26 protein-coding genes are annotated in these 17,433 nt (G+C 68.8%); 25 read left to right on the top strand and 1 reads right to left on the bottom strand.

The genetic code is table 11. The features are described 5' to 3' along the window. Positions 1-13: 13 nt before the first annotated feature. Positions 14-439: a WYL domain-containing protein gene (locus ACIQVL_RS48505; RefSeq protein ID WP_403478859.1), complete on the bottom strand. Its 426-nt coding sequence runs from the start codon at positions 437-439 to the stop codon at positions 14-16. A gap of 232 nt (positions 440-671) precedes the next feature. Between ACIQVL_RS48505 and ACIQVL_RS48510 the strand changes: the two genes are divergently transcribed. From ACIQVL_RS48510 to ACIQVL_RS48630, 25 genes are all read left to right on the top strand, one after another. Continuing rightward, positions 672-1,475, top strand: coding sequence for a hypothetical protein (locus ACIQVL_RS48510; RefSeq protein WP_403478860.1), 804 nt, complete (start codon positions 672-674; stop codon positions 1,473-1,475). 72 nt (positions 1,476-1,547) lie between these two features. Beyond that, entirely contained in the window at positions 1,548-2,516 is a 969-nt protein-coding gene (locus ACIQVL_RS48515) for an ATP-binding protein (RefSeq protein WP_403478861.1), read from the top strand. Beyond that, positions 2,516-3,049: a hypothetical protein gene (locus tag ACIQVL_RS48520; RefSeq protein WP_403478862.1), complete on the top strand. Its 534-nt coding sequence runs from the start codon at positions 2,516-2,518 to the stop codon at positions 3,047-3,049. The genes ACIQVL_RS48515 and ACIQVL_RS48520 overlap by 1 nt, the downstream gene beginning before the upstream one ends. Before the next feature lie 299 nt (positions 3,050-3,348). Further along, on the top strand, positions 3,349-3,615 hold the full coding sequence (locus tag ACIQVL_RS48525; RefSeq protein ID WP_403478863.1) for a hypothetical protein: 267 nt from the start codon (positions 3,349-3,351) through the stop codon (positions 3,613-3,615). 44 nt (positions 3,616-3,659) lie between these two features. Further along, positions 3,660-3,911, top strand: a complete 252-nt coding sequence (locus ACIQVL_RS48530; protein WP_403478864.1) for a hypothetical protein — start codon at positions 3,660-3,662, stop codon at positions 3,909-3,911. Next, positions 3,908-4,780 (top strand): hypothetical protein, encoded by an 873-nt coding sequence (locus ACIQVL_RS48535; RefSeq protein ID WP_403478865.1) that lies wholly within the window; start codon positions 3,908-3,910, stop codon positions 4,778-4,780. Before ACIQVL_RS48530 ends, ACIQVL_RS48535 begins: the two co-directional genes overlap by 4 nt. Continuing rightward, positions 4,777-5,217 (top strand): hypothetical protein, encoded by a 441-nt coding sequence (locus ACIQVL_RS48540; RefSeq protein WP_403478866.1) that lies wholly within the window; start codon positions 4,777-4,779, stop codon positions 5,215-5,217. Before ACIQVL_RS48535 ends, ACIQVL_RS48540 begins: the two co-directional genes overlap by 4 nt. Before the next feature lie 361 nt (positions 5,218-5,578). Next, a complete protein-coding gene (locus tag ACIQVL_RS48545) occupies positions 5,579-6,085 on the top strand; it encodes a hypothetical protein (protein ID WP_403478867.1) in 507 nt (168 codons plus the stop codon). Beyond that, positions 6,085-6,864 carry a hypothetical protein gene (locus ACIQVL_RS48550; protein ID WP_403478868.1) on the top strand — a complete coding sequence of 260 codons (780 nt, stop codon included), beginning with the start codon at positions 6,085-6,087 and terminating at the stop codon, positions 6,862-6,864. Before ACIQVL_RS48545 ends, ACIQVL_RS48550 begins: the two co-directional genes overlap by 1 nt. Before the next feature lie 418 nt (positions 6,865-7,282). After that, positions 7,283-8,632, top strand: a complete 1,350-nt coding sequence (locus ACIQVL_RS48555; protein ID WP_403478869.1) for a transcriptional regulator — start codon at positions 7,283-7,285, stop codon at positions 8,630-8,632. Positions 8,633-8,642: 10 nt separating this feature from the next. Continuing rightward, entirely contained in the window at positions 8,643-9,125 is a 483-nt protein-coding gene (locus ACIQVL_RS48560) for a hypothetical protein (protein ID WP_403478870.1), read from the top strand. 2 nt (positions 9,126-9,127) lie between these two features. After that, positions 9,128-9,922 (top strand): DciA family protein, encoded by a 795-nt coding sequence (locus tag ACIQVL_RS48565; RefSeq protein WP_403478871.1) that lies wholly within the window; start codon positions 9,128-9,130, stop codon positions 9,920-9,922. Then, positions 9,919-10,389 carry an SLOG family protein gene (locus ACIQVL_RS48570; protein ID WP_403478872.1) on the top strand — a complete coding sequence of 157 codons (471 nt, stop codon included), beginning with the start codon at positions 9,919-9,921 and terminating at the stop codon, positions 10,387-10,389. The genes ACIQVL_RS48565 and ACIQVL_RS48570 overlap by 4 nt, the downstream gene beginning before the upstream one ends. Before the next feature lie 68 nt (positions 10,390-10,457). Then, complete coding sequence (locus ACIQVL_RS48575; protein WP_403478873.1) at positions 10,458-10,706, top strand: hypothetical protein; 249 nt, start codon at positions 10,458-10,460, stop codon at positions 10,704-10,706. Continuing rightward, the gene (locus tag ACIQVL_RS48580; protein ID WP_403478874.1) at positions 10,703-10,909 is read left to right on the top strand and encodes a hypothetical protein; all 207 of its coding nucleotides are present in this window, start codon (positions 10,703-10,705) and stop codon (positions 10,907-10,909) included. The genes ACIQVL_RS48575 and ACIQVL_RS48580 overlap by 4 nt, the downstream gene beginning before the upstream one ends. A 126-nt stretch (positions 10,910-11,035) precedes the next feature. Continuing rightward, positions 11,036-11,719, top strand: coding sequence for a ParA family protein (locus ACIQVL_RS48585; protein ID WP_403478875.1), 684 nt, complete (start codon positions 11,036-11,038; stop codon positions 11,717-11,719). Between the two features lie 50 nt (positions 11,720-11,769). Further along, positions 11,770-12,822 carry a ParB/RepB/Spo0J family partition protein gene (locus ACIQVL_RS48590; RefSeq protein WP_403478876.1) on the top strand — a complete coding sequence of 351 codons (1,053 nt, stop codon included), beginning with the start codon at positions 11,770-11,772 and terminating at the stop codon, positions 12,820-12,822. Between the two features lie 661 nt (positions 12,823-13,483). After that, complete coding sequence (locus tag ACIQVL_RS48595; RefSeq protein WP_403478877.1) at positions 13,484-13,888, top strand: hypothetical protein; 405 nt, start codon at positions 13,484-13,486, stop codon at positions 13,886-13,888. A 222-nt stretch (positions 13,889-14,110) separates the two neighbouring features. Next, positions 14,111-14,689: a hypothetical protein gene (locus ACIQVL_RS48600; RefSeq protein ID WP_403478878.1), complete on the top strand. Its 579-nt coding sequence runs from the start codon at positions 14,111-14,113 to the stop codon at positions 14,687-14,689. Between the two features lie 139 nt (positions 14,690-14,828). Beyond that, positions 14,829-15,089, top strand: coding sequence for a hypothetical protein (locus ACIQVL_RS48605; protein WP_403478879.1), 261 nt, complete (start codon positions 14,829-14,831; stop codon positions 15,087-15,089). Positions 15,090-15,269: 180 nt separating this feature from the next. Continuing rightward, positions 15,270-15,593, top strand: coding sequence for a hypothetical protein (locus ACIQVL_RS48610; protein ID WP_403478880.1), 324 nt, complete (start codon positions 15,270-15,272; stop codon positions 15,591-15,593). A gap of 73 nt (positions 15,594-15,666) precedes the next feature. Next, entirely contained in the window at positions 15,667-15,981 is a 315-nt protein-coding gene (locus tag ACIQVL_RS48615) for a hypothetical protein (RefSeq protein ID WP_403478881.1), read from the top strand. A gap of 11 nt (positions 15,982-15,992) precedes the next feature. Next, positions 15,993-16,538 carry a VUT family protein gene (locus ACIQVL_RS48620; RefSeq protein ID WP_403478882.1) on the top strand — a complete coding sequence of 182 codons (546 nt, stop codon included), beginning with the start codon at positions 15,993-15,995 and terminating at the stop codon, positions 16,536-16,538. Positions 16,539-16,551: 13 nt separating this feature from the next. Further along, positions 16,552-17,142, top strand: a complete 591-nt coding sequence (locus ACIQVL_RS48625; protein ID WP_403478883.1) for a hypothetical protein — start codon at positions 16,552-16,554, stop codon at positions 17,140-17,142. Further along, positions 17,139-17,402, top strand: a complete 264-nt coding sequence (locus ACIQVL_RS48630; protein WP_403478884.1) for a hypothetical protein — start codon at positions 17,139-17,141, stop codon at positions 17,400-17,402. Before ACIQVL_RS48625 ends, ACIQVL_RS48630 begins: the two co-directional genes overlap by 4 nt. Positions 17,403-17,433: the final 31 nt, after the last annotated feature.

The raw sequence follows: 17,433 nt of genomic DNA on the forward strand, positions 1-17,433 counted from the left end.
GGTGGTCCTTTCGTCAGGCGGCGAGGCGTACGCGGGGGCGGTAGTCGGCGTCGTCGGGGTCGCGTTCCAGCTCGAACATGATGAGCGCGGTCTCGGTGTCGGCCGGTGCGGGCGGGGTGGGCTCGTAGGTGGTGTTGGCGGGTCGGGGGAGGATGTAGCCGATGCGGTGGATGGTGTAGGCCAGGATGCCGGAGAGGTGGAATTCCCTTGCCTCGCCGCGGAGTCGGCACATGGCGAGGAGCATGATGCCGCCGCCGGTGATGACACCACGCTTGATCTTCGGGGCGCTGGTTCGCAGCTCGTAGGCCTCAATTGTCCTGACGGTGGGCTCGGTCTCGCCGGGCTTGAGGTAGGTGATGGTGACTGCGTGCTGGCGGTCGATGGCCCGGTAGAGGTCGGTGAGGGTCTTGGTGCTGCTCTGGCGTGCGGTCAGCTTCATCCCGGGGTCCCCCTTGGTGTGGTGCGGTGGTTCCACCATAAGGGATTGAGCATTGCCAAGCAATGCTCATGCCGATAGTCTTGTGGTTGTTGGGGTGCTGCCCCGGCCGTCACGTCTATCGGGCGTGGCGTTCCAATGCTGATTGGAGGAAACTGGCGTGCGACATGCCCCCACTACGCGCCCGCCTGGCCACCCCCGGTCCGACCGGCGCCCCGCCGGAAGGATCCGCACTGTGTCTGACTCGCAGCGTGAACGTGCTGCCCGTGGTGTCGCCAAGCTGAAGCAGTACGGCGACCACGACGAGGCCTCGGCCATCGAGGCGTTCCTGGCGCGTGGCGGCTGGGTGCATCTGCGGGACACGGAGGAGCGTGCCGGTCTGAGCCACATCTCGTACACGGTGCCTGAGCAGCTGAAGTTGGCGTTGCAGGAGGCGTCGAAGGAGTTCGGGTGGCCGCTTCCGGCGGTGGCCGAGGCCGGGTATCGGGCTGTGCTGGAGACAGGCTGGCGGCCGCCGTCGATCGGGCGGCGGGCGACTCCGAACCGGGGCAAGCGCACCACCATCAACTTCGACATCAGTGCCGACCTGCGTCACCGCGTGCAGCAGCAGTTGCCGCGGCTGACGGAGGAGGCCGGTTACCGGATCAGCGAGTCGAGCATCGCCGTCTCCTGGATGTGTGAGGAGCTCGGGGTTGACCAGGGGCTGGGGTCGGCGATGACGCTGGTCCTGCCGAAGCCGTTGGCGGATCACTTCCAGGCGGCCCGGGATGCGGGTACGGATCTGGAGGGCGTCGTCGTTGAGCGGGTCGGTCAGCTGATCGGTGGGGAGTGGATGCTGCCGCGGCCGTCGCGGGCTCCGAAGGGCTCGTTGGAGGATGTTGCGCTGGCGAAGCTGTCGGTGCGGGTCGACCACGAGACGCGGGATGCGCTGCATGAGATGGCGCCGGCGTTGTCGGAGCGGCTGGGGGTGCGGGTGTATCCGGGGACGATTGTCCGCGCGATTTTGACGGACCGGCTGGGTGAGCCGCCGGCCGTGTAGGGCTACAGGGCGGCCGCGCCTACAAGGCCGACGGCCGCCCTTCACTGAGAGACAAGTTTCATAGGAGACCTCATGGCGCAAGCCACGCAGGCTGCCGCGCAGGGCGCGGGCGGCCGGACCTCGCACACCCGTTTTCAGTTCGCCCCGGCCACCAAGGAGCAGTCCAAGGCCCGTGTGGCTTTGGACGGGCCGTCCGGATCGGGGAAGACGTACACCGCTCTGACGATCGCCACCGCGCTCGGTTCCCGGATCGCGGTCATCGACACCGAGCGCGGGTCAGCTCGTAAGTACGCCAACGAGTTCGCGTTCGACGTGCTGGAGTTGGCGTACTTCTCCCCGGACGACCTGGTGGAGGCTCTGGCCGCGGCCGGCGCTGCCGGGTACGAGGTCGTCATCGTGGACTCGCTGTCGCACTTCTGGTCCGGGTCCGGCGGCATGCTGGAGCAGGTCGACAACGCGGCGAAGAAGGGGTTCGGCGGGAACAGCTTCGGTGGGTGGAAGGAGGCCCGGCCGATGGAGCGTCGCATGATCGAGGCTCTGGTGGCGTACCCCGGGCACGTCATCGTGACGATGCGGGCGAAGACCGACTACGTGCTGGAGACCAACGACCGCGGTAAGCAGGTCCCGAAGAAGGTCGGGATGAAGCCGGAGCAGCGTGAGGGTCTGGAGTACGAGTTCGACATCGTCGGCTCGATGGACTGGGAGAACACGCTGGTCGTCACGAAGTCGCGGGCGAAGCCGTTGACGGGTGCGGTGGTGCGGCAGCCGGGTATCGAGTTCGGCCAGCAGATCAGGGAGTGGCTGGAGGATGGTACGGCGGTGGAGCCGGTGGAGGACCTCATCACGGAGGCTAACCGGGAGGACGCCACGTTCGAGGACCTGGGTGCGCTGATGAAGAAGGTCCGCGCCCGCCGGCTGGAGGGTGCACCGATGCTGTCCCCTGACGGGGCGCCGACCACTTTGGGGGAGCGGATCCAGGAGCGTGGCAAGCAGATGCGGAAGGCCGCGCAGGGCGGCAACGCCGAAGGGAGCGCTGCCTGATGGACCTGAGCCCCGGCTCGCAGAAGCTGCTTCGAGAGATCGCTAAGTACGACAAGGGGAACGGCGTCCAGTTCCGCTACGCCGGCCGCGGCCGACACTCCCACCCCAACACCCTCGCCTGCTACAACGCAGCGACGTTCCGCCCGCTCTACCGCGAAGGACTCGTCGACGACGGAGGCAACGACTCGGCCCCCGTGCGCGTCACTGAGGCCGGCCGGAAGCTCGCCGCAGAGCTGAACGAGCAGGCGAAGGCGCGCGAGGCCGCGAAGAAGGCTCGACCGAAGCCGTCTGCGGACGGACCGGCTGCCAGGCGCCTGTTGCGGGAGATCGCCAAGCACGACAAGTCGCTGGTCTATGACGACGGTCTGCGCCGGGTCTGGCGTGTCGCCTCGCACGATGGTCACCGGGCATCCATCGATACCTGGATGGCGTTGGCGAAGGCCTCGTTGATCCGTATAGACCGTGTGAGCAGCATCGGTGGTAATCGCGTGACGGTCACCGCTGCCGGCAGGGAGAGGCTTGAGGAGCGGTGAGTCACTACGTCTCGATCACCTGCGACGTTGAGGACACCCCGATCGGGCCGTGCATGTCCGAGGACTGCGGCCCCGGCTTCCCGAGTCGGCGACTGCTGCCCGCCAGCGACTGAGGAGCGCGGGCTGGCATCGCACCCGCGACGGACGCGACATCTGCCCCGACTGCTGGAGCGCCGGCCGCCGATGAACCATTTGGGCCCGCACGCGCGGGCCCCTTGAGGGCACTGCCCTCCCAAGTGCCCTTACTGGGGCACCGCATCATCCCGTCTACGGCCGGAGGGCCGGATCGAGGTTTCGTCATGCCTGTAGCCGTCTGGGTGCTCGTCGCCGTCCTGGTCGTGTCCGCGTTGGCGGGGGCCGCGGCGGTGTGGTGGGAGCGGCGCCGGCCGTCGTCGTTCACCCGTGGTGGTGATCTGGCGTGGTGGGGTCTGCTGCCGGCCGAGGAGCAGGAGGCCCACGACCTGGCGGCCCTGGATGCCGGTGAGTCCGCCGAGCGGCTGGCCGCGGAGAAGGCCCGGCAGGCCGCTGAGCGGGCGGCCGCCATCAACGTTCTGTTCCGTCCCTGAATCCCTGTCCGTTCCCTTCCCTTGCTGTTGGAGGTGAGACCGCGTTGGCGGTTCGAGCTTTGTCGGCCGTCGCGGTTCTTGCCGCGGCGGCTGTGGTGTGTGTGCTGGTGCGCCGGGATCGCCGGTTGCGGAGGTCTGCGGTGTCGGAGCGGTTGATGGCCGGGTGTGCGCACCGGGACAACGTGGCGCTGTCGGCGCAGGTGGATGCGTTTGAGCAGCGGCTGAGCCCGCTGGTGGCCTCTGATGACCAGATTGATCGTTTCGAGCAGGTGCCGGTGGAAGGAGGCCCGAGATGACGGATTCAGTCGCTCTACGGAAGGCGTGGGAGGAGCATCCTCGCTACCGGTACCGCGCGTGTGCGCCTGATCTGGATGATCCGCGTCGTGCGGCAGGAAACCTGGATCTGACGCTGGACGCGTGGTCGGGTGCTGACCGGGATGGCGGGGAGCCGCAGAAGCAGCGGGAGGCCCGCCAGGAGGCCGCGATCGACGCGTGTTTCGGCTGCGCCGTGATGGTGCAGTGCGATGCGTATGCGCGGTCGGTGAAGTGGGTGAACGGGGCTCCCCGGCTTGCTGAGCCCGAGGGGATTTGGGGCGGGCGGACCGCTCTGGAACGGCATCGGCTGCTGATCGAGTCGCGCCTGGAGACGAAGGCTGCCCCGGACCGGGTGTTTCAGACGGTGCAGAAGCAGGCCGTTCTGCGGGCTTTGGCACGGTGCTGGGATCCGTGTGAGGTGGCCTTGGCTGCCGAGTTGCCGGATGTACGGACGGCGAACTGGCAGCGAAGTGCTCTGGTGAGGCAGCTGGGTCTGTCGAAGGACGCGTCGCGAATGAATGTCCTGGAGGCGGCTCGGGACCGTGGCTTGCTGGATGGCGTGGAGGTGGTCCCGGATGACGGGACAGTTCCTGCCGTGCCGCCGGCGACGGAGAACCTGCTTATGGAGTTCCAGGGGCAGGTTCTGCTGTGGCCGTCCAGGCCGGCCGAGGTGAAGGCGTCTGGGCAGGCTCGGCGTAGGCCTGGTCGTGGTGTGCGGGCGAGGTCGCTGCGGAGGCGGTTCGCTCGGGTTGAGGGCCAGGTGGATCTGGCTGTTGCCGTACCGGTGGAGCGTCCGGCTGAAGTGCACGCTCTGTTCCCCGCCGATCGCGCCCTGGAGGCTGCCGCATGACCACCGAACTCCCCGACACCGCCCCGGTCCCGTCCGGCGAAGGGGCCGGCGTCGACGATGCCGGGTTCGAGGCGATGCGTACGGACGCGGTGCTGACCGGCAGGGCGATGTCGTCGGGGGAGTATCTGGCGGGGCTGATGGTGGCTGCGGAGCTGGATGTCGTGGGGTCGCCGACGAAGCTGCCGACGGTGATGTGGGCGGATCTGGATCCGGCGGTGGTGCAGGCCATCTTCAACCACGGGGCGGCGGTGGCGACGCGGGTGGCGCAGTTCGCTGGGGCGCCGTGGCTGTATCGGGATCGTTTGCAGGCTCTGCAAGGCCGGTTGACGGAGGCGGGGTTTCATGCGATGGCCGGGTCGGTTGGCCGGTCGGTGCGGTTGGTGGTTCCGGAGGATGGGGTGCATCCGGCGGACGGTCAGATAGCCAGGGAGCACTGACGGGCCGTCACCGATTGTGTGACGAGTCGTACGAACGACACGAGGGGAAGGAGCTGGGACAGATGACCAGTCGAAACGGTAGGCTTAGCGCAGCGTCAGACGACTGGTCAGTTGCGAGGCTGGTGGTCGGATGCTCTCCGACAAAGTCGGAAGCCCTCGCTGCCACCGTGGTGGCGGTCCCGGTTTGCGAAGCCAGGACGCGAGGGCTGACGACACCACACCGCTTGCGACGATATGAAGGTGCCGACGTGGCCAAGAGTACCCGGGGTCTGAACCCCGTAGACAGGGTGACCCGCATTTCCGGCGTGAAGATCACACCGCCGATGGATGCAGTTCCTGTCCCTTCGATTCCCTCCATCGCATGACCGCCCAGGGCGGGCAGAAGCTCGCCTTGACCGCCGGTGCGCGCGTACGGATCGTCATTGAGACCACCGTCGAGGCCGTTAACGACGGCGAGATCCGACTCACCGGCTACACCGACATCCGCTACCGGGACCTGGCCCAGGTGGGTCTCACCGTGCTGGAGACTGGCTGGCAGCCGGGAGACATCGTGGACGACGGACACGGCCTCCTGGTCCGTGTCGCTCGCGAGGACGGTGTGCACCTCTGGCAGCGAGTCGACGGCGGCCGTGTCGTGTGGGACGACGAGACCAGCCTGGCATCCCTCCGCCTCATCTCCCGCGCTGAAGACGTGCAGGAGCCTCGCTGCGTGTGCGGACGCCCGAAGGACTACCACACCGACCGCCCTGCTGCGCCTGGCGCGCCGTGGCATCGGTACACGGTGCCCACCGGTCGCCACGAGAACGGGTGCGTCGTCATCAGCGGCCCGCACGACGCCTCCCTCTGCCGCAGTTTGTGGGAGGACTGATGAGTCGCAACGGCGAGTGGCAGACCAGTCAGTCCAGGGACTTCCGACGCCTTTCCGTCCCGCACAACGGCTACCGCGAGGGTGTTCCTGGCGTGGAGGTCGGCAACATCGTCGTTCTCCAACGCCAGGCGTGGCGCGTGCTGGAGATCCGGGAGAAGCCCGAGGATCTGTGGCCCGCCAACTTCGAGCAGGCGTGGCAAGGAGTCGTCTCCCGGTGGATTGCCCATGAGGCATCCCGTGCCGCTGGAGAACTCACGGCTTGGGGCGCTCCTCTGACCGCGCAGCCCGAACCGGTCCGGTCTGAATGGCTGTACCGCCCGGTGAACGTCGTCCTCCAACTCGTCGACAAGCCGAAGTCGAAGCCCCGGCACGTCGTCACGGGGCCCTGCTTCGAGTGGCAGACGCTGCCGGAGCACTTCACGGTGTGCCGTCTGTGCAACGAACTGCCCCCGTGCCGTCACACGGAGACCGAGGCCACCGTTAACCGTGCGATGGCGGATGCCGAGAGGCTGATGGCCATCCCGCGCGGGGCCTGCTTGGGCTGCGGAGAGGCGATCACCTCACGAATGAAGGCCATACGGTTCCCGGGGCCGAACCTGTGGCGGCCCGACTGGGGCACAGACTCTGCCGTATTCCACGCTCGGCGCTCCCGTGAGGAGTGCTCGAACGCGGTCTGGAAGTACGAGCGGCAGTGGAAAGAGCAGGGGCTGCACGTGCTGAATCCGGAGCTTCCGGACGGCGAGCAGACCTCACCCGATGAAGGAGATCAGATGACGTAGCGCTTCCCGGCGGGAGGTCCATTCGCCTCTACCGCCTGGCCGCTGGTGTTGGCGCACCGTGCGCGGCCTCGTACCACCGCTCGGAGTGGCATCCGAGCTAAGGCCCGAACTCTGGGATCCGGTTTGGCGACCGGGCCCGAGAAGTCGAGCGACCTACAGGTTCCTCACGAACCGCAGCACCGCCGAAGCGGGGCCTTTTCGTGCCCCCAACCAACTCAGTGAAGGCGAGTACATAGTGCCGTACGCGCACACCTCTTGTCAGCTTGCCGTCCCCACGCCGGGCGATTCGCGGCTTATCTCCCCCCGCACGGGCGACACCCAGTGCCCCCAGCCCACCCCCGACACCCACACCCCTCCCCACGGCTTCGAACACGCGACCGATTACAGTAACGGTTCCGGTCGTGGCGTGCACCTTCTGGTGACCGCAGCTAGCCAGTGGCTCCACGCCACGACCGGCCGCATCACCACCTGCCCCCACTCCTGGATGACCGCCGTCCACTGGGTCACCGACTGCGCCCGGCGCGGCCTGTACACCCCCAGCAGCAGCCACGGCCCGAAGTGGGGGCCCACCACCGTCGCCATCGCGCAGGAGATCTCCGCGCTGCAGGAGTGCCGGCCCGGCATCGACTACCTCGCCCGCAAGCTGCGCGTGTCGGTGCGGACGGTGAAGTACCACCTGGCGATGCTCCGGGAGACCGGGCTGCTCGTGTACCGCAGCAAGGGCACCCGCCTCTCCGGTGTCGGCGGCCGCGCCTCCGAGTTCGAGCGGACGATCCCCGCCGCGTTCGACGAGGCCCTCGGAATCCGCACCATCGGCGAGGGTGCAACACGCCGCCCCGTCGGCGCCGCCCCGGAGTCCCGGACGCTGCTCGGGAAGCTCGCGAAGAAGGCCGCCCGGAAGCCCCGCCGCCGGCCCCGTCGCACCTCTGTTTCGGGACGAGGGCGTTGCACCCCAATGCAGGGTGGTACCTCAAGTTCTTCTTCTACCGCTCTCACTCACCTTCCCTCTGAGAGCAAGCTCGCAAGCGGGGAGAGTGAGTCCACCGCCGAGAAGTTCAACAACAGCGGGCAGTTCCTCAACAACGAGCCCCAGATCCCCAACCAGCCCCACAAGAGAGCCAGGAAGCTCAACAAGGTCGGGCGCCGCTACCAGCTGGCCCGTGAACTCACCCAGACCGTGCCCTGGCTGCACGGAGCGTCCGTCCCCCGCATCGCCTGGATCATCCGGCACGTCGCTGACGCAGGCTGGACGGTCCTCGAGGTCCAGGCCGCCGCCGAACGCCTCCCCGTCCCCGCCCGGGGCGCGTTCCGGCCGTCCGGGCTCCTCGCCTCCCGCCTCGCCTCCTGCCACCTGCTGTACACCACCCCCGCCCGCCGCCGCGTGCTCGTGGAGGACTGGCAGGACTCCCGGCGCGCCGCCCAGGACCGCCACAACGAAACCGACTTCACCGACCTCGGCCAGGGCCCGCGCAGCATCACCGCCCGCAAGGCCATCGACGAAGCGTTCGCGATCATCCGGCAGCGTCTCGCCCCGCCCACCGAGACCGCGGCCGACACCGATACCGCACTGTCCCTCGAGGACCTCACCCGCGACGAGATCGTGCAGATGCGCCTGGACGCCATGGCCGACCCGGGCCTGATTTTCTCCTCGCTGGAGCTGGCCGGCGAGGAATTCACCCGCCGCCTGTACACCAACCGGCTCGTCGACCAGACCCTCGCCCTCGAGGCCATCCACGCCCGCCGCAACCACCTCGCCCCCGCCTTCTGAGGAGACCCCGATGCCCCGCGACGAACTCGCCCAGACGAAAGCCCACCTCCGGCTGGCCCGCCAGCACGCCCACCGCACCGACGCCGAACGCGCAGAGATGGAAGCCCTGCTGCACCGGCAGAAGGCAGACACGGCAGCCGCGCGAGCCCAGGCAGCCCGCGCCCACGCGGAAGCAGTCACCGCACAAGCCGCGGTCGCCGAAGTACGCCGCCTCTGCGACATGACCATCGCCGGCTCCAGCCGCGTCCAGGCCATCGAGCAGGCCCGCGACACCCTCACCGTCATCGACGCCATCACCGGCGGACAACCGCTCCCCGGAGACGCCGCCTGGCACTCCGTCTGGCTCCACGGCAACTGGCGGTGGCTCACGAAGAACATGACCACGCCCGAGCGGGAACACGCAGCCGACGCCGTCAACCGCTACAGCGCCCACCTCAACGCCGAAGACCCCGACCTCGAGGAGATCACCGACCTGCGTTGGTGGAGGGACTGACCATGACCCAGCCCACCTCCGGTGTCGATCTCGCCCGCGCCGCCCTCGCCGCAGCCCGCGCCGCCGCCAAGAACCGGCCCGCACAGCCCCAGCAGAAACAGCGCACCACCACTCCACGCACCAGCAGCCGTCACCGGCTCGGCGACCCCATGGGCCTCGGAACAGCCATCGGCCGGATGATGACCGAACACGGCTGGCAGCCACCCGAGCAAGGCGGCAGCATTCTCGACCAGTGGCCCACGATCGCCCCCGAGCTCGCCGACAAGGTCGCCGTCGTCCGCTTCGAACACGACACCGGCATCCTGCACCTGCGGCCCGCCTCCCCGGCGTACGCCACCCAACTCCGCCTCCACCATCAGCAGATCCTCGGCAGGATCCAGCAGACCGCTGCGGGCCGGTCGGTTCGCGCGCTGAAGATCCTGGCCGCCGGCACTACCGCCCGACCAGCCGATCCGACCCCAGCGGCGCCGTCCGGGCGGGATGCCGAGGACGCCCCGGTGAAGACCCGGGAGACCGCAGCACCCGGCTACCGGGCCACCCTCGAGGCCGCGCTCACCCACCGCCCGGAACCCGCAACCGCCGACCCCTACCTGGCCGCGGCAATACGCCGGCAGGAGGCTGCACTCCGCGCCAACCGGCAGCCCGAGGACGAACACCGCGACGCTGTCTGGGAAGCCGGCCGCCTCGCCGCCCAGCAGGCCAACTCAGCCGAAGTGACCAGGCGGGCCGCCATCGCCCGCGCACGCCACGAACGCGCCACCGGGCCCGCCCCACGCCGCACCCCAGACGTGGCATGAACGGCCTGGCCCTCATCGGGTTGACCGGCAGCCGCTTATGGACCGACGTTCGGCTCCTCGAGGGCACTCTCCTCCTCGTCTGGCACGACGCCCTCCAGATCGGTCACACCGGCATCGAGTTGATGCACGGCTGCGCCGACGGCGCCGACACCATCGGCGACAACTGGGCGGTCACCAACGGAATCCCTCGACGCCGCCGGCCCGCCGATTGGGACGGGCCCTGCGGCACCGAATGCCAGCCCGGACACCGACGGCGCAACCGGCGCGGCACCGAGTTCTGCCCCCAGGCTGGCCACCGACGCAACCAGCAGATGGTCGATGAGAAGCCTCTCCTGTTTGTCGCGGCCGCCATGCCGTGCACCGCACCAAAGTGCGCGGCCAAGCCGCCCCACGCCTCCCACGGCGTCACTGACTGCCGCCGCCGGGCCGAAGCGGCTGGCATCCCCACCCTCACCCTCACCGCCTGAGCGGAGGGAACAGCCCGCCGGATCTGGTGCACCGTAGTCGCGATCACCACGCACGAACGGAGCCGCCCATGGCCACCTGCTGTCCAGACGTCTACCACTGCCCCAGCAGTGGTGACAGCGAATGCCCACGCCATAGCGGCTTCACCGTCTGCTGCAACCAGACCGACAAGCACGTCCTACTCCAGGACCGGGCCTCCTGGCACGCCGACCAAGAGGCCGAGGAACGCGCCCTGCTCGACCAGTGGATCCGCATCAACCTCATCACCGTCACCGCGGAACCCGACCCGGTCCGCGTCCCCGCCGGAGGAACCCGATGACCACCAGCACCCTCAGCACCACCATCGGGCCCCCCACGCACACCCCCGACCAAGTAGACCGGGCCATCCGCCACATCCGGCAGCACGTTGAGCAGGCACCTCGGCCGCGCCCGGTCCCGTACCAGCACGGCGTCCTCTTCCGAGAGCCGGCCTACGCCGACGGCGAGCCGTACGCCCAGGAGGACGACGAAGACGACAGCTGACCGATCCTGGTTTACCGCGGTAAACCAGAACCACATCCTGCACGCCTCACCAAGGTCCCCTGCGCCGTCTGGAAGGATGCACTCCGTCCGAAGTACCGGAACCCTCGGGAAGCACACGGAGCATCCATGCAATCACGCATCCTCGTCGTCTCAACCGACCCACAAGGATCCGCCGTCTGGTGGGCCAACCGCGTCGGAGACGGCCTGCCCTTCGACTTCGCCCAAGCCCACGACGACCCCAGCAGCCTCGGCAACCTGCGCAACCTCGGCAAGGACACCCGGGTCATCGTCGTCTGCAACCAGAAGGGCGGCGTCGGCAAGACCACCGCCACCGTCAACCTCGGCGCCGTCGTCGACTACACCCTGGGCCGCGACGGCATCGAGGGCCTCGACGGCTACCGGTACGTCTTCATCGACACCCCCGGCAACATCGAAGACGAAGCGCTCCTGTCCGCAGCACTGGACGTCGCCCACGAAGCAGTCGTTCCCATGCCGCCCGAACCCCTCGTTTTCGACGCCACCGCCCGAACCGTCGAGACGGTCCTCAAGCCCCGCAACCTCACCTACCACGTCGTCGTCAACAACTGGGACCCCCGCGACGGCCGCGCCGACCTCGACGACACCAACGCCTACATCGACGCCCAGGGATGGCCCCGCACCCGCACCGTGATCCGCCGCTACAAACTCCACACCCGCGCCTCCGCCGAAGGCATGGTCGTCACCCAGTACCCCAAGAACAGGGTCGCCATGGAGGCCCGCGAGGACTTCTACCGCCTCGCCCTCGAGCTCGGCTACGGAGGCCGCAACTGATGGGCCGCCGAACCAGCCTTGCGTCCCTTGCCGGGAACAGCGTTGAAACCGTGCCAGGTATCGGCGAGCCACTCCTTCTGAATCTGCCGCTGGACAGACTGCACTGCACCCGCTTCAACCCGCGGCGGAACTTCGGCACCGACGACGAACTCCGCGAGTTCGGGGAGAAGCTGAAGAAGGAACAGCTGCAGCCCGCGGTCGTCGTGTCCCGGGCCGCCTATCTGAAGCTGTGGCCGGCCGAGGCCGACAACGTGGGCGCCTGCCCGTACGTCATCGTCAACGGGGAACGCCGCTACCGGGCCTCCCAGCTCGTCGACCGCGGTGTCCTCGAGGTCGTACACCGTGAAGACGTCGCCGCGTCCCGGGCGTCGTTCCTGGACGCGGTGCAGTCCGAGAACAACGACCGGCAGAACCTCGACCCGATCGAGCGGGCCATCGCCATCGAGACGATGGTCACCGAGCTCGGCGGAGCCGACCAGGTCGCCGTCTACTACGACAAGACGAAGGGCTGGGTCAGCCAGCAGCGCAAGCTCCTCAAGCTGACCGCAGAGCTGCAGGACCTCGTCAGCAGCGGCGACATGCCCGTGCGGGTGGCCAGGGACATCGCCGGTCTGCCCGCGGAGGTGCAGTCGGCGGCGTGGGACGAGGAACTGGCCAAGCGGAAAGCGGCGAAGGAGGCCGCGGAGCGGTGGAAGACCGCAGGAACCCAGGAGTCGGCGCCTCAGCCTGCTCTGGTGTCCCGGCCGGCCGCGGTGCCGGTGGAGCGGTTTACCGCGGTAAACCAGCCGGACCCGGCCCCGGCTTCGTCGGTGCCGGTACAGGATCCTGTCCCGGAGCGGTTTACCGCGGTAAACCAGACGGCGGCTCCCCCAGCGACCGCGACCGCCCCGGCAACACCGGCCGCGCCCGTGCCTGAACCGCGAGAACCCGCAGCACCCGAGGAGAGTGCAGACCAGGCGGAGACCATCGTGGGCAGGAAGTTCCCGTACGACGACGGCCGGGCCGCCGCCGGGTTCCTCATCGAGCGGATGCCGGCGGACCAGTTCCGTCAGATGATGAAGTACCTCATGGACTACCACGCGACGAAGCAGTCGGCCGGGTAACCGGTGTAGCCCTGGCTGCTCTTGGCCCCGCCCTCATGCCCACCGCGGCGCTGGGGCGGGGCATTTTTCACGTCCGAAAGTTGTTGACTAAAAGTCGATAACGCGTCGGGTTGCCCGGGTTTTTGATCGCCCGATCGTGTGAGACACCTGTGAACACCCTGGCCACAACCGCCAACGCCCACTTGGCTGGGGATCGCCTGCCCCCCACGGGATGGGTGGCCGGCCGCCAGGGTCGGACCGGGACTGGGTGGTTCGCAGCCCGCCAGGCCTCCGGCCCGACCCGCATGGCGGCCCGGCCACCCCCGGCATCCTCCCGCCACCACCCCGCCGCCCGCACCGAATCAGGGAACGACCCTCCCCCGTGACGAGATCCGCGACTAGACTCGCGTCATCCTGACGGGCGCGCCCACCGGCCGAAACTGTGAACATCTCACCCCGCCCACACCACAGGCTTACTTGCGGTAGCAGAACAAGCCATCTGCGTGATGAATCAGGTCACGCGCGCATTAAAACTCACCCCGGCCATCCCCACTCACACCGATTGCTGTCAAAGTGAGGGGTCCCGGAGCATGGACTGGCAGCCGTACCCGGGACTGGGCCGCCGACGCCGACACGGCGGCTGTACGAGGACCCTTCCCACTGCCGGAGAGCGGAGCCCTGCATGTCCGCAGCAGAGCCGGCCAACCCCGAACGCGCCTACCTGAACACCGGGGCCGCCGGGGCCGTAATCGATATCACCAAGCACCGCCGAAGGGGCGGTGCACTGCAGGCGGCCCAGGGGAGGTGGACGATGACGACACCCCCCGAACCCTCCACACCGTCGGGCGACAGCAGCAGGCAGACCGCGCTCGAACTGTTCGCCAACGATGTCGAGACCGCGTTCAACGCCATGCGGCCGCCGCGGACCCTGTCCGACGACGACACCGCCGCCGTGTTCCTGGTGTCTTTGGCCATCATGGAGCGGGTGCTGGAGGCGACCCGGGCGCGGGGCATCATCTCGGCCGAGCAGCTGGATGACCTGAAGGCGACGGTCGCGCACCTGCGTGACACCCCGGGGCTTGTCTGAATATGCCACGCAATCATGCGTGTTGGGGTGTTGCCCGACAGGCAAATTCCGCAACACTCTGTTGATCATCTCTTACGAACCGTTCACCAAACGCCACACTCGTGCCATGATGGGGCGTCCGGAATCACCCGGAGTAACAGCATCCGGTCTCCGGCGCGCGCCCCTGCACACTCTGTACGGATGCCCCGCGCCCCGGAAACCGGTCAGGGGACGGGGACACGTATGGGCCACGGGAACACGGACACCGGCGAAACGGCCACCGACAGCGCCACCAGGCGCCTCGCCGAACTCCACGCCTACTTCCGCGGGCACCCTGTCAACGGGCCCGAAGGCCACTCCTACACCCGCCTCGGCGGCCACGCGACCTCAGCATCGCCCGGACTGCCCTACAACGAGCGCGTCGCCGACCACATCCGGACCTCCGTCACCGAGATCGTGACGCACACCCGGACCGCGAACCCCGACGCCGGCCTCCCGGAGCGCATCGCCGACGTCTACGACTGGGCCCGCGAACACACCCAGCACGCCCCCGAAGACGTCCAGTTCCGCCGCGACGTCCTCGAATACCGGCACCGCCTCGAACACGCCGTACAGGCCGGAGACGCCTCCGTCGTACGCCCCCACCGGTGCCCCGCCTGCCGCACCGTCGGCCTCCACTGGCAGACCGACCGGCAACGCGCCGTCTGCGTCAACCTGCACTGCGCCAAGGGCAACAACGGCATCAGCCGCTCCTGGACACTCGGCCGGCTCGCCCTCGAACACGTGGCCCGCGAAAAAAGTCTCCGCGAGTGTGCAACCTGACCCGGGGTAACCGAGTCGTACCCAGCAACAGCCACCACCGCACACACCATCACCACAAGTGGAGAACACGTTCTCCACACCCCGTATCGGCGTCACCGGAGCTGCGAACGATGGCGGCCGTCGATCCTGGGAGGCCCGCATGGCCACAGCAGTACTCACCCCCGACACCGGCGCCCGGGGGATCCCCGACCCCGTCACCTTCGACGAGGCCGCGCTCCTCTTCATGGAAACCCAGCTGCCCGAGTTCACAGGCATGCCCCTGAAGGCGGTCGTCCGCAAACTCCAGCGCTGGGCCGACCAGGACCGCCTCCCCACGCAGCGCCGCGGCCGCCCGTGCGTGGTCTCCTACAGCGACCTCCTGGAAGCCCACGCCCGCCGGCACCCGGAGCCCGGCCAGTAACCCGCCTCACGCAACAGCCCCGCCCCCCTGCCCGGGGGAGCGGGGCTTTCTCACACCCACCACCATCAAAGCATTGCGCGACAATGCCCATGAGGTTACTGTGGTGGTGTTGATAGGGAACAGCCCCCTCACCAGGGCCTGTTGACCCACCCCGCACACCCTGGAGCCACCGTGGCCGTGATGACGCACGCCTTCGCACGCTCGGAAGCCGACTACAACCGTCTCGACCCGGCCGACCAGCAGCGCTTCGACCACGTCATGGAACTCGCCGACGGCAACCGCGACAACGGCGAATACCTCGCCCTCATGCTCGCCGCCGCCGCCATCGCCGGCCTCCGCATCCCCTACGGCGCCCACATCCGCAAGTGCGCCTGCTCCTGCACCTGCCCGGCCATCTTCGACCCCGAGCACCCCGACGCCCACGTCATCGAAGACGAACCCAGCTACAACCTCGGCCGCCATCAATGCCCGGGCTGCGCCGACGAGCACTACGAAACCGCCTGACACACCAGACTTCCCGGCCCAGCACGACACCGCCTCTGCGGCGGCCGGGACGCCAACCCACCCGGAGGCCCGCATGAGCCCCACCCGGCCACTCAACGCAGCCGTCAAAGCCGAAGTCGCCGCCGACTACAACGGCCTCCCCCACGGCCGCATCACCGACCGCGACGGCGAAGCCCAGGTGTTCACCGCAGGCCTGCCCGAGCTGGAGCTGTGGTTCATGGCCCTCGGCGGCCACATCACCCGCGAACCCGCCGGGCGCAAGGCCGCCCTGTGGACGCTGCGAACCGACACCGACCACGGCCACGGCGCGCCGATCGCGGTGTACGCGCTCGCCCTCGACACCGACCAGATCGACCCCGACTACGCCGACGCCGTCACTACCGCCTGAAAGGGACCTTCATGACCACCGCTTCCCGCCGACGCCCTGGCCTCGCCGCCGTAGCCGCGTACGCCGCCGCCATCACCGGAGCGAACTACCTCACCAGCAGGTACGGTCTCGTTCACGTCGGCCCCGGCCTCGTCACCACCGCAGGCACCTACGCCGCCGGCGCCGCTCTCCTCCTCCGCGACGTCGTCCAGGACCTCCTCGGCCGCACCTGGGTACTCGCCGGCATAGCCACCGGAGCCCTACTCACCTGGGCCACCAGCCCGGCCCTGGCCATCGCCTCCGCCACCGCGTTCCTCATCGCCGAACTGGCCGACATGGCCATCTACACCCCGCTCCGCACCCGCGGCTGGGCCAAGGCCGTCCTCGCCTCCAACACCGTCGGCGCGATCGTCGACACGCTGCTGTTCCTGGGGCTGGCCGGGTTCCCCATCACCACGGCGGCTGTCGGCGGCCAGTTGGTCGGGAAGCTCGCGTGGGCGACCCTGCTGCCCGTGGCCGCCGTCCTCACTGTTCGGCAGGCCCGCCGTGCTGTATCTCGGAACACCGTCCGGGCCTGAGGTGAGGGCCGCCATGTCCGCCGGACTTCTCGGCTGCATGACGACCCCCGCCCAAGGCAACCGGATCCCCGACGGCGCCCTGTACGCCTGCGACAACGGCAAGTTCGGCAAGGGCTGGCCCGGCGCCGACCGCTGGTACCAGTGGCTTACCGACACCGTCCAGCGCTACGGACCGGACCGGTGCCTGTGGGCAGTCGCCCCCGACGTCCCCTTCGACGCCGAAGGCACCCTCGCCGAATCCCTGCCCTGGCTCGCCAAGATCCGCCAACTCGGGATCCCAGCAGCGTTCGCCGCACAGGACGGATGCGAGAACGGCCTCATCCCCTGGGACGAGTTCGACGTTCTGTTCCTGGCCGGATCCACCGAATGGAAGATCGGCCCCACCGCCCAACGCATCGCCGAAGAAGCCCACGATCGCGGACTCACGGTCCACATGGGCCGCGTCAACTCCCGTCAACGCCTCCGCATCGCCGAGGTCTACGGCTGCGAGTCCGTTGACGGCACCTACCTCGCATTCGGACCAGACCAGAACCTCCCGAACGTCCTGGGCTGGCTCTCCGAAATGCACCACACACCCAGCCTGTTTGGAGCCCCCACGCCATGACCACCCAGACCATCGACCTGGCCACCAACGGATTCGCCCACGACCCCGACTACAGCCGCGGCCGAGCCGACGCCTACGACGCCTCACGCACCCGCACCAACGACCAGATGACCGTCCTCGCCGGCATGGCCGCCGACCACGCCACGCTGCCCTACGCCCTCGGATTCATGGACCGCGTCATCGAACTCCGCCTGGAGCAGGACGCCGTCGCGGGCGCCGAAACCGAACTCGCCTGGACGGACCAGCCCGCCAGGACCTGACAGCCAGCCCTTCCCACCCCCCCCACACCCA

This window comes from Streptomyces sp. NPDC090499, assembly GCF_044769305.1.
Taxonomy (GTDB): Bacteria; Actinomycetota; Actinomycetes; order Streptomycetales; family Streptomycetaceae; genus Streptomyces.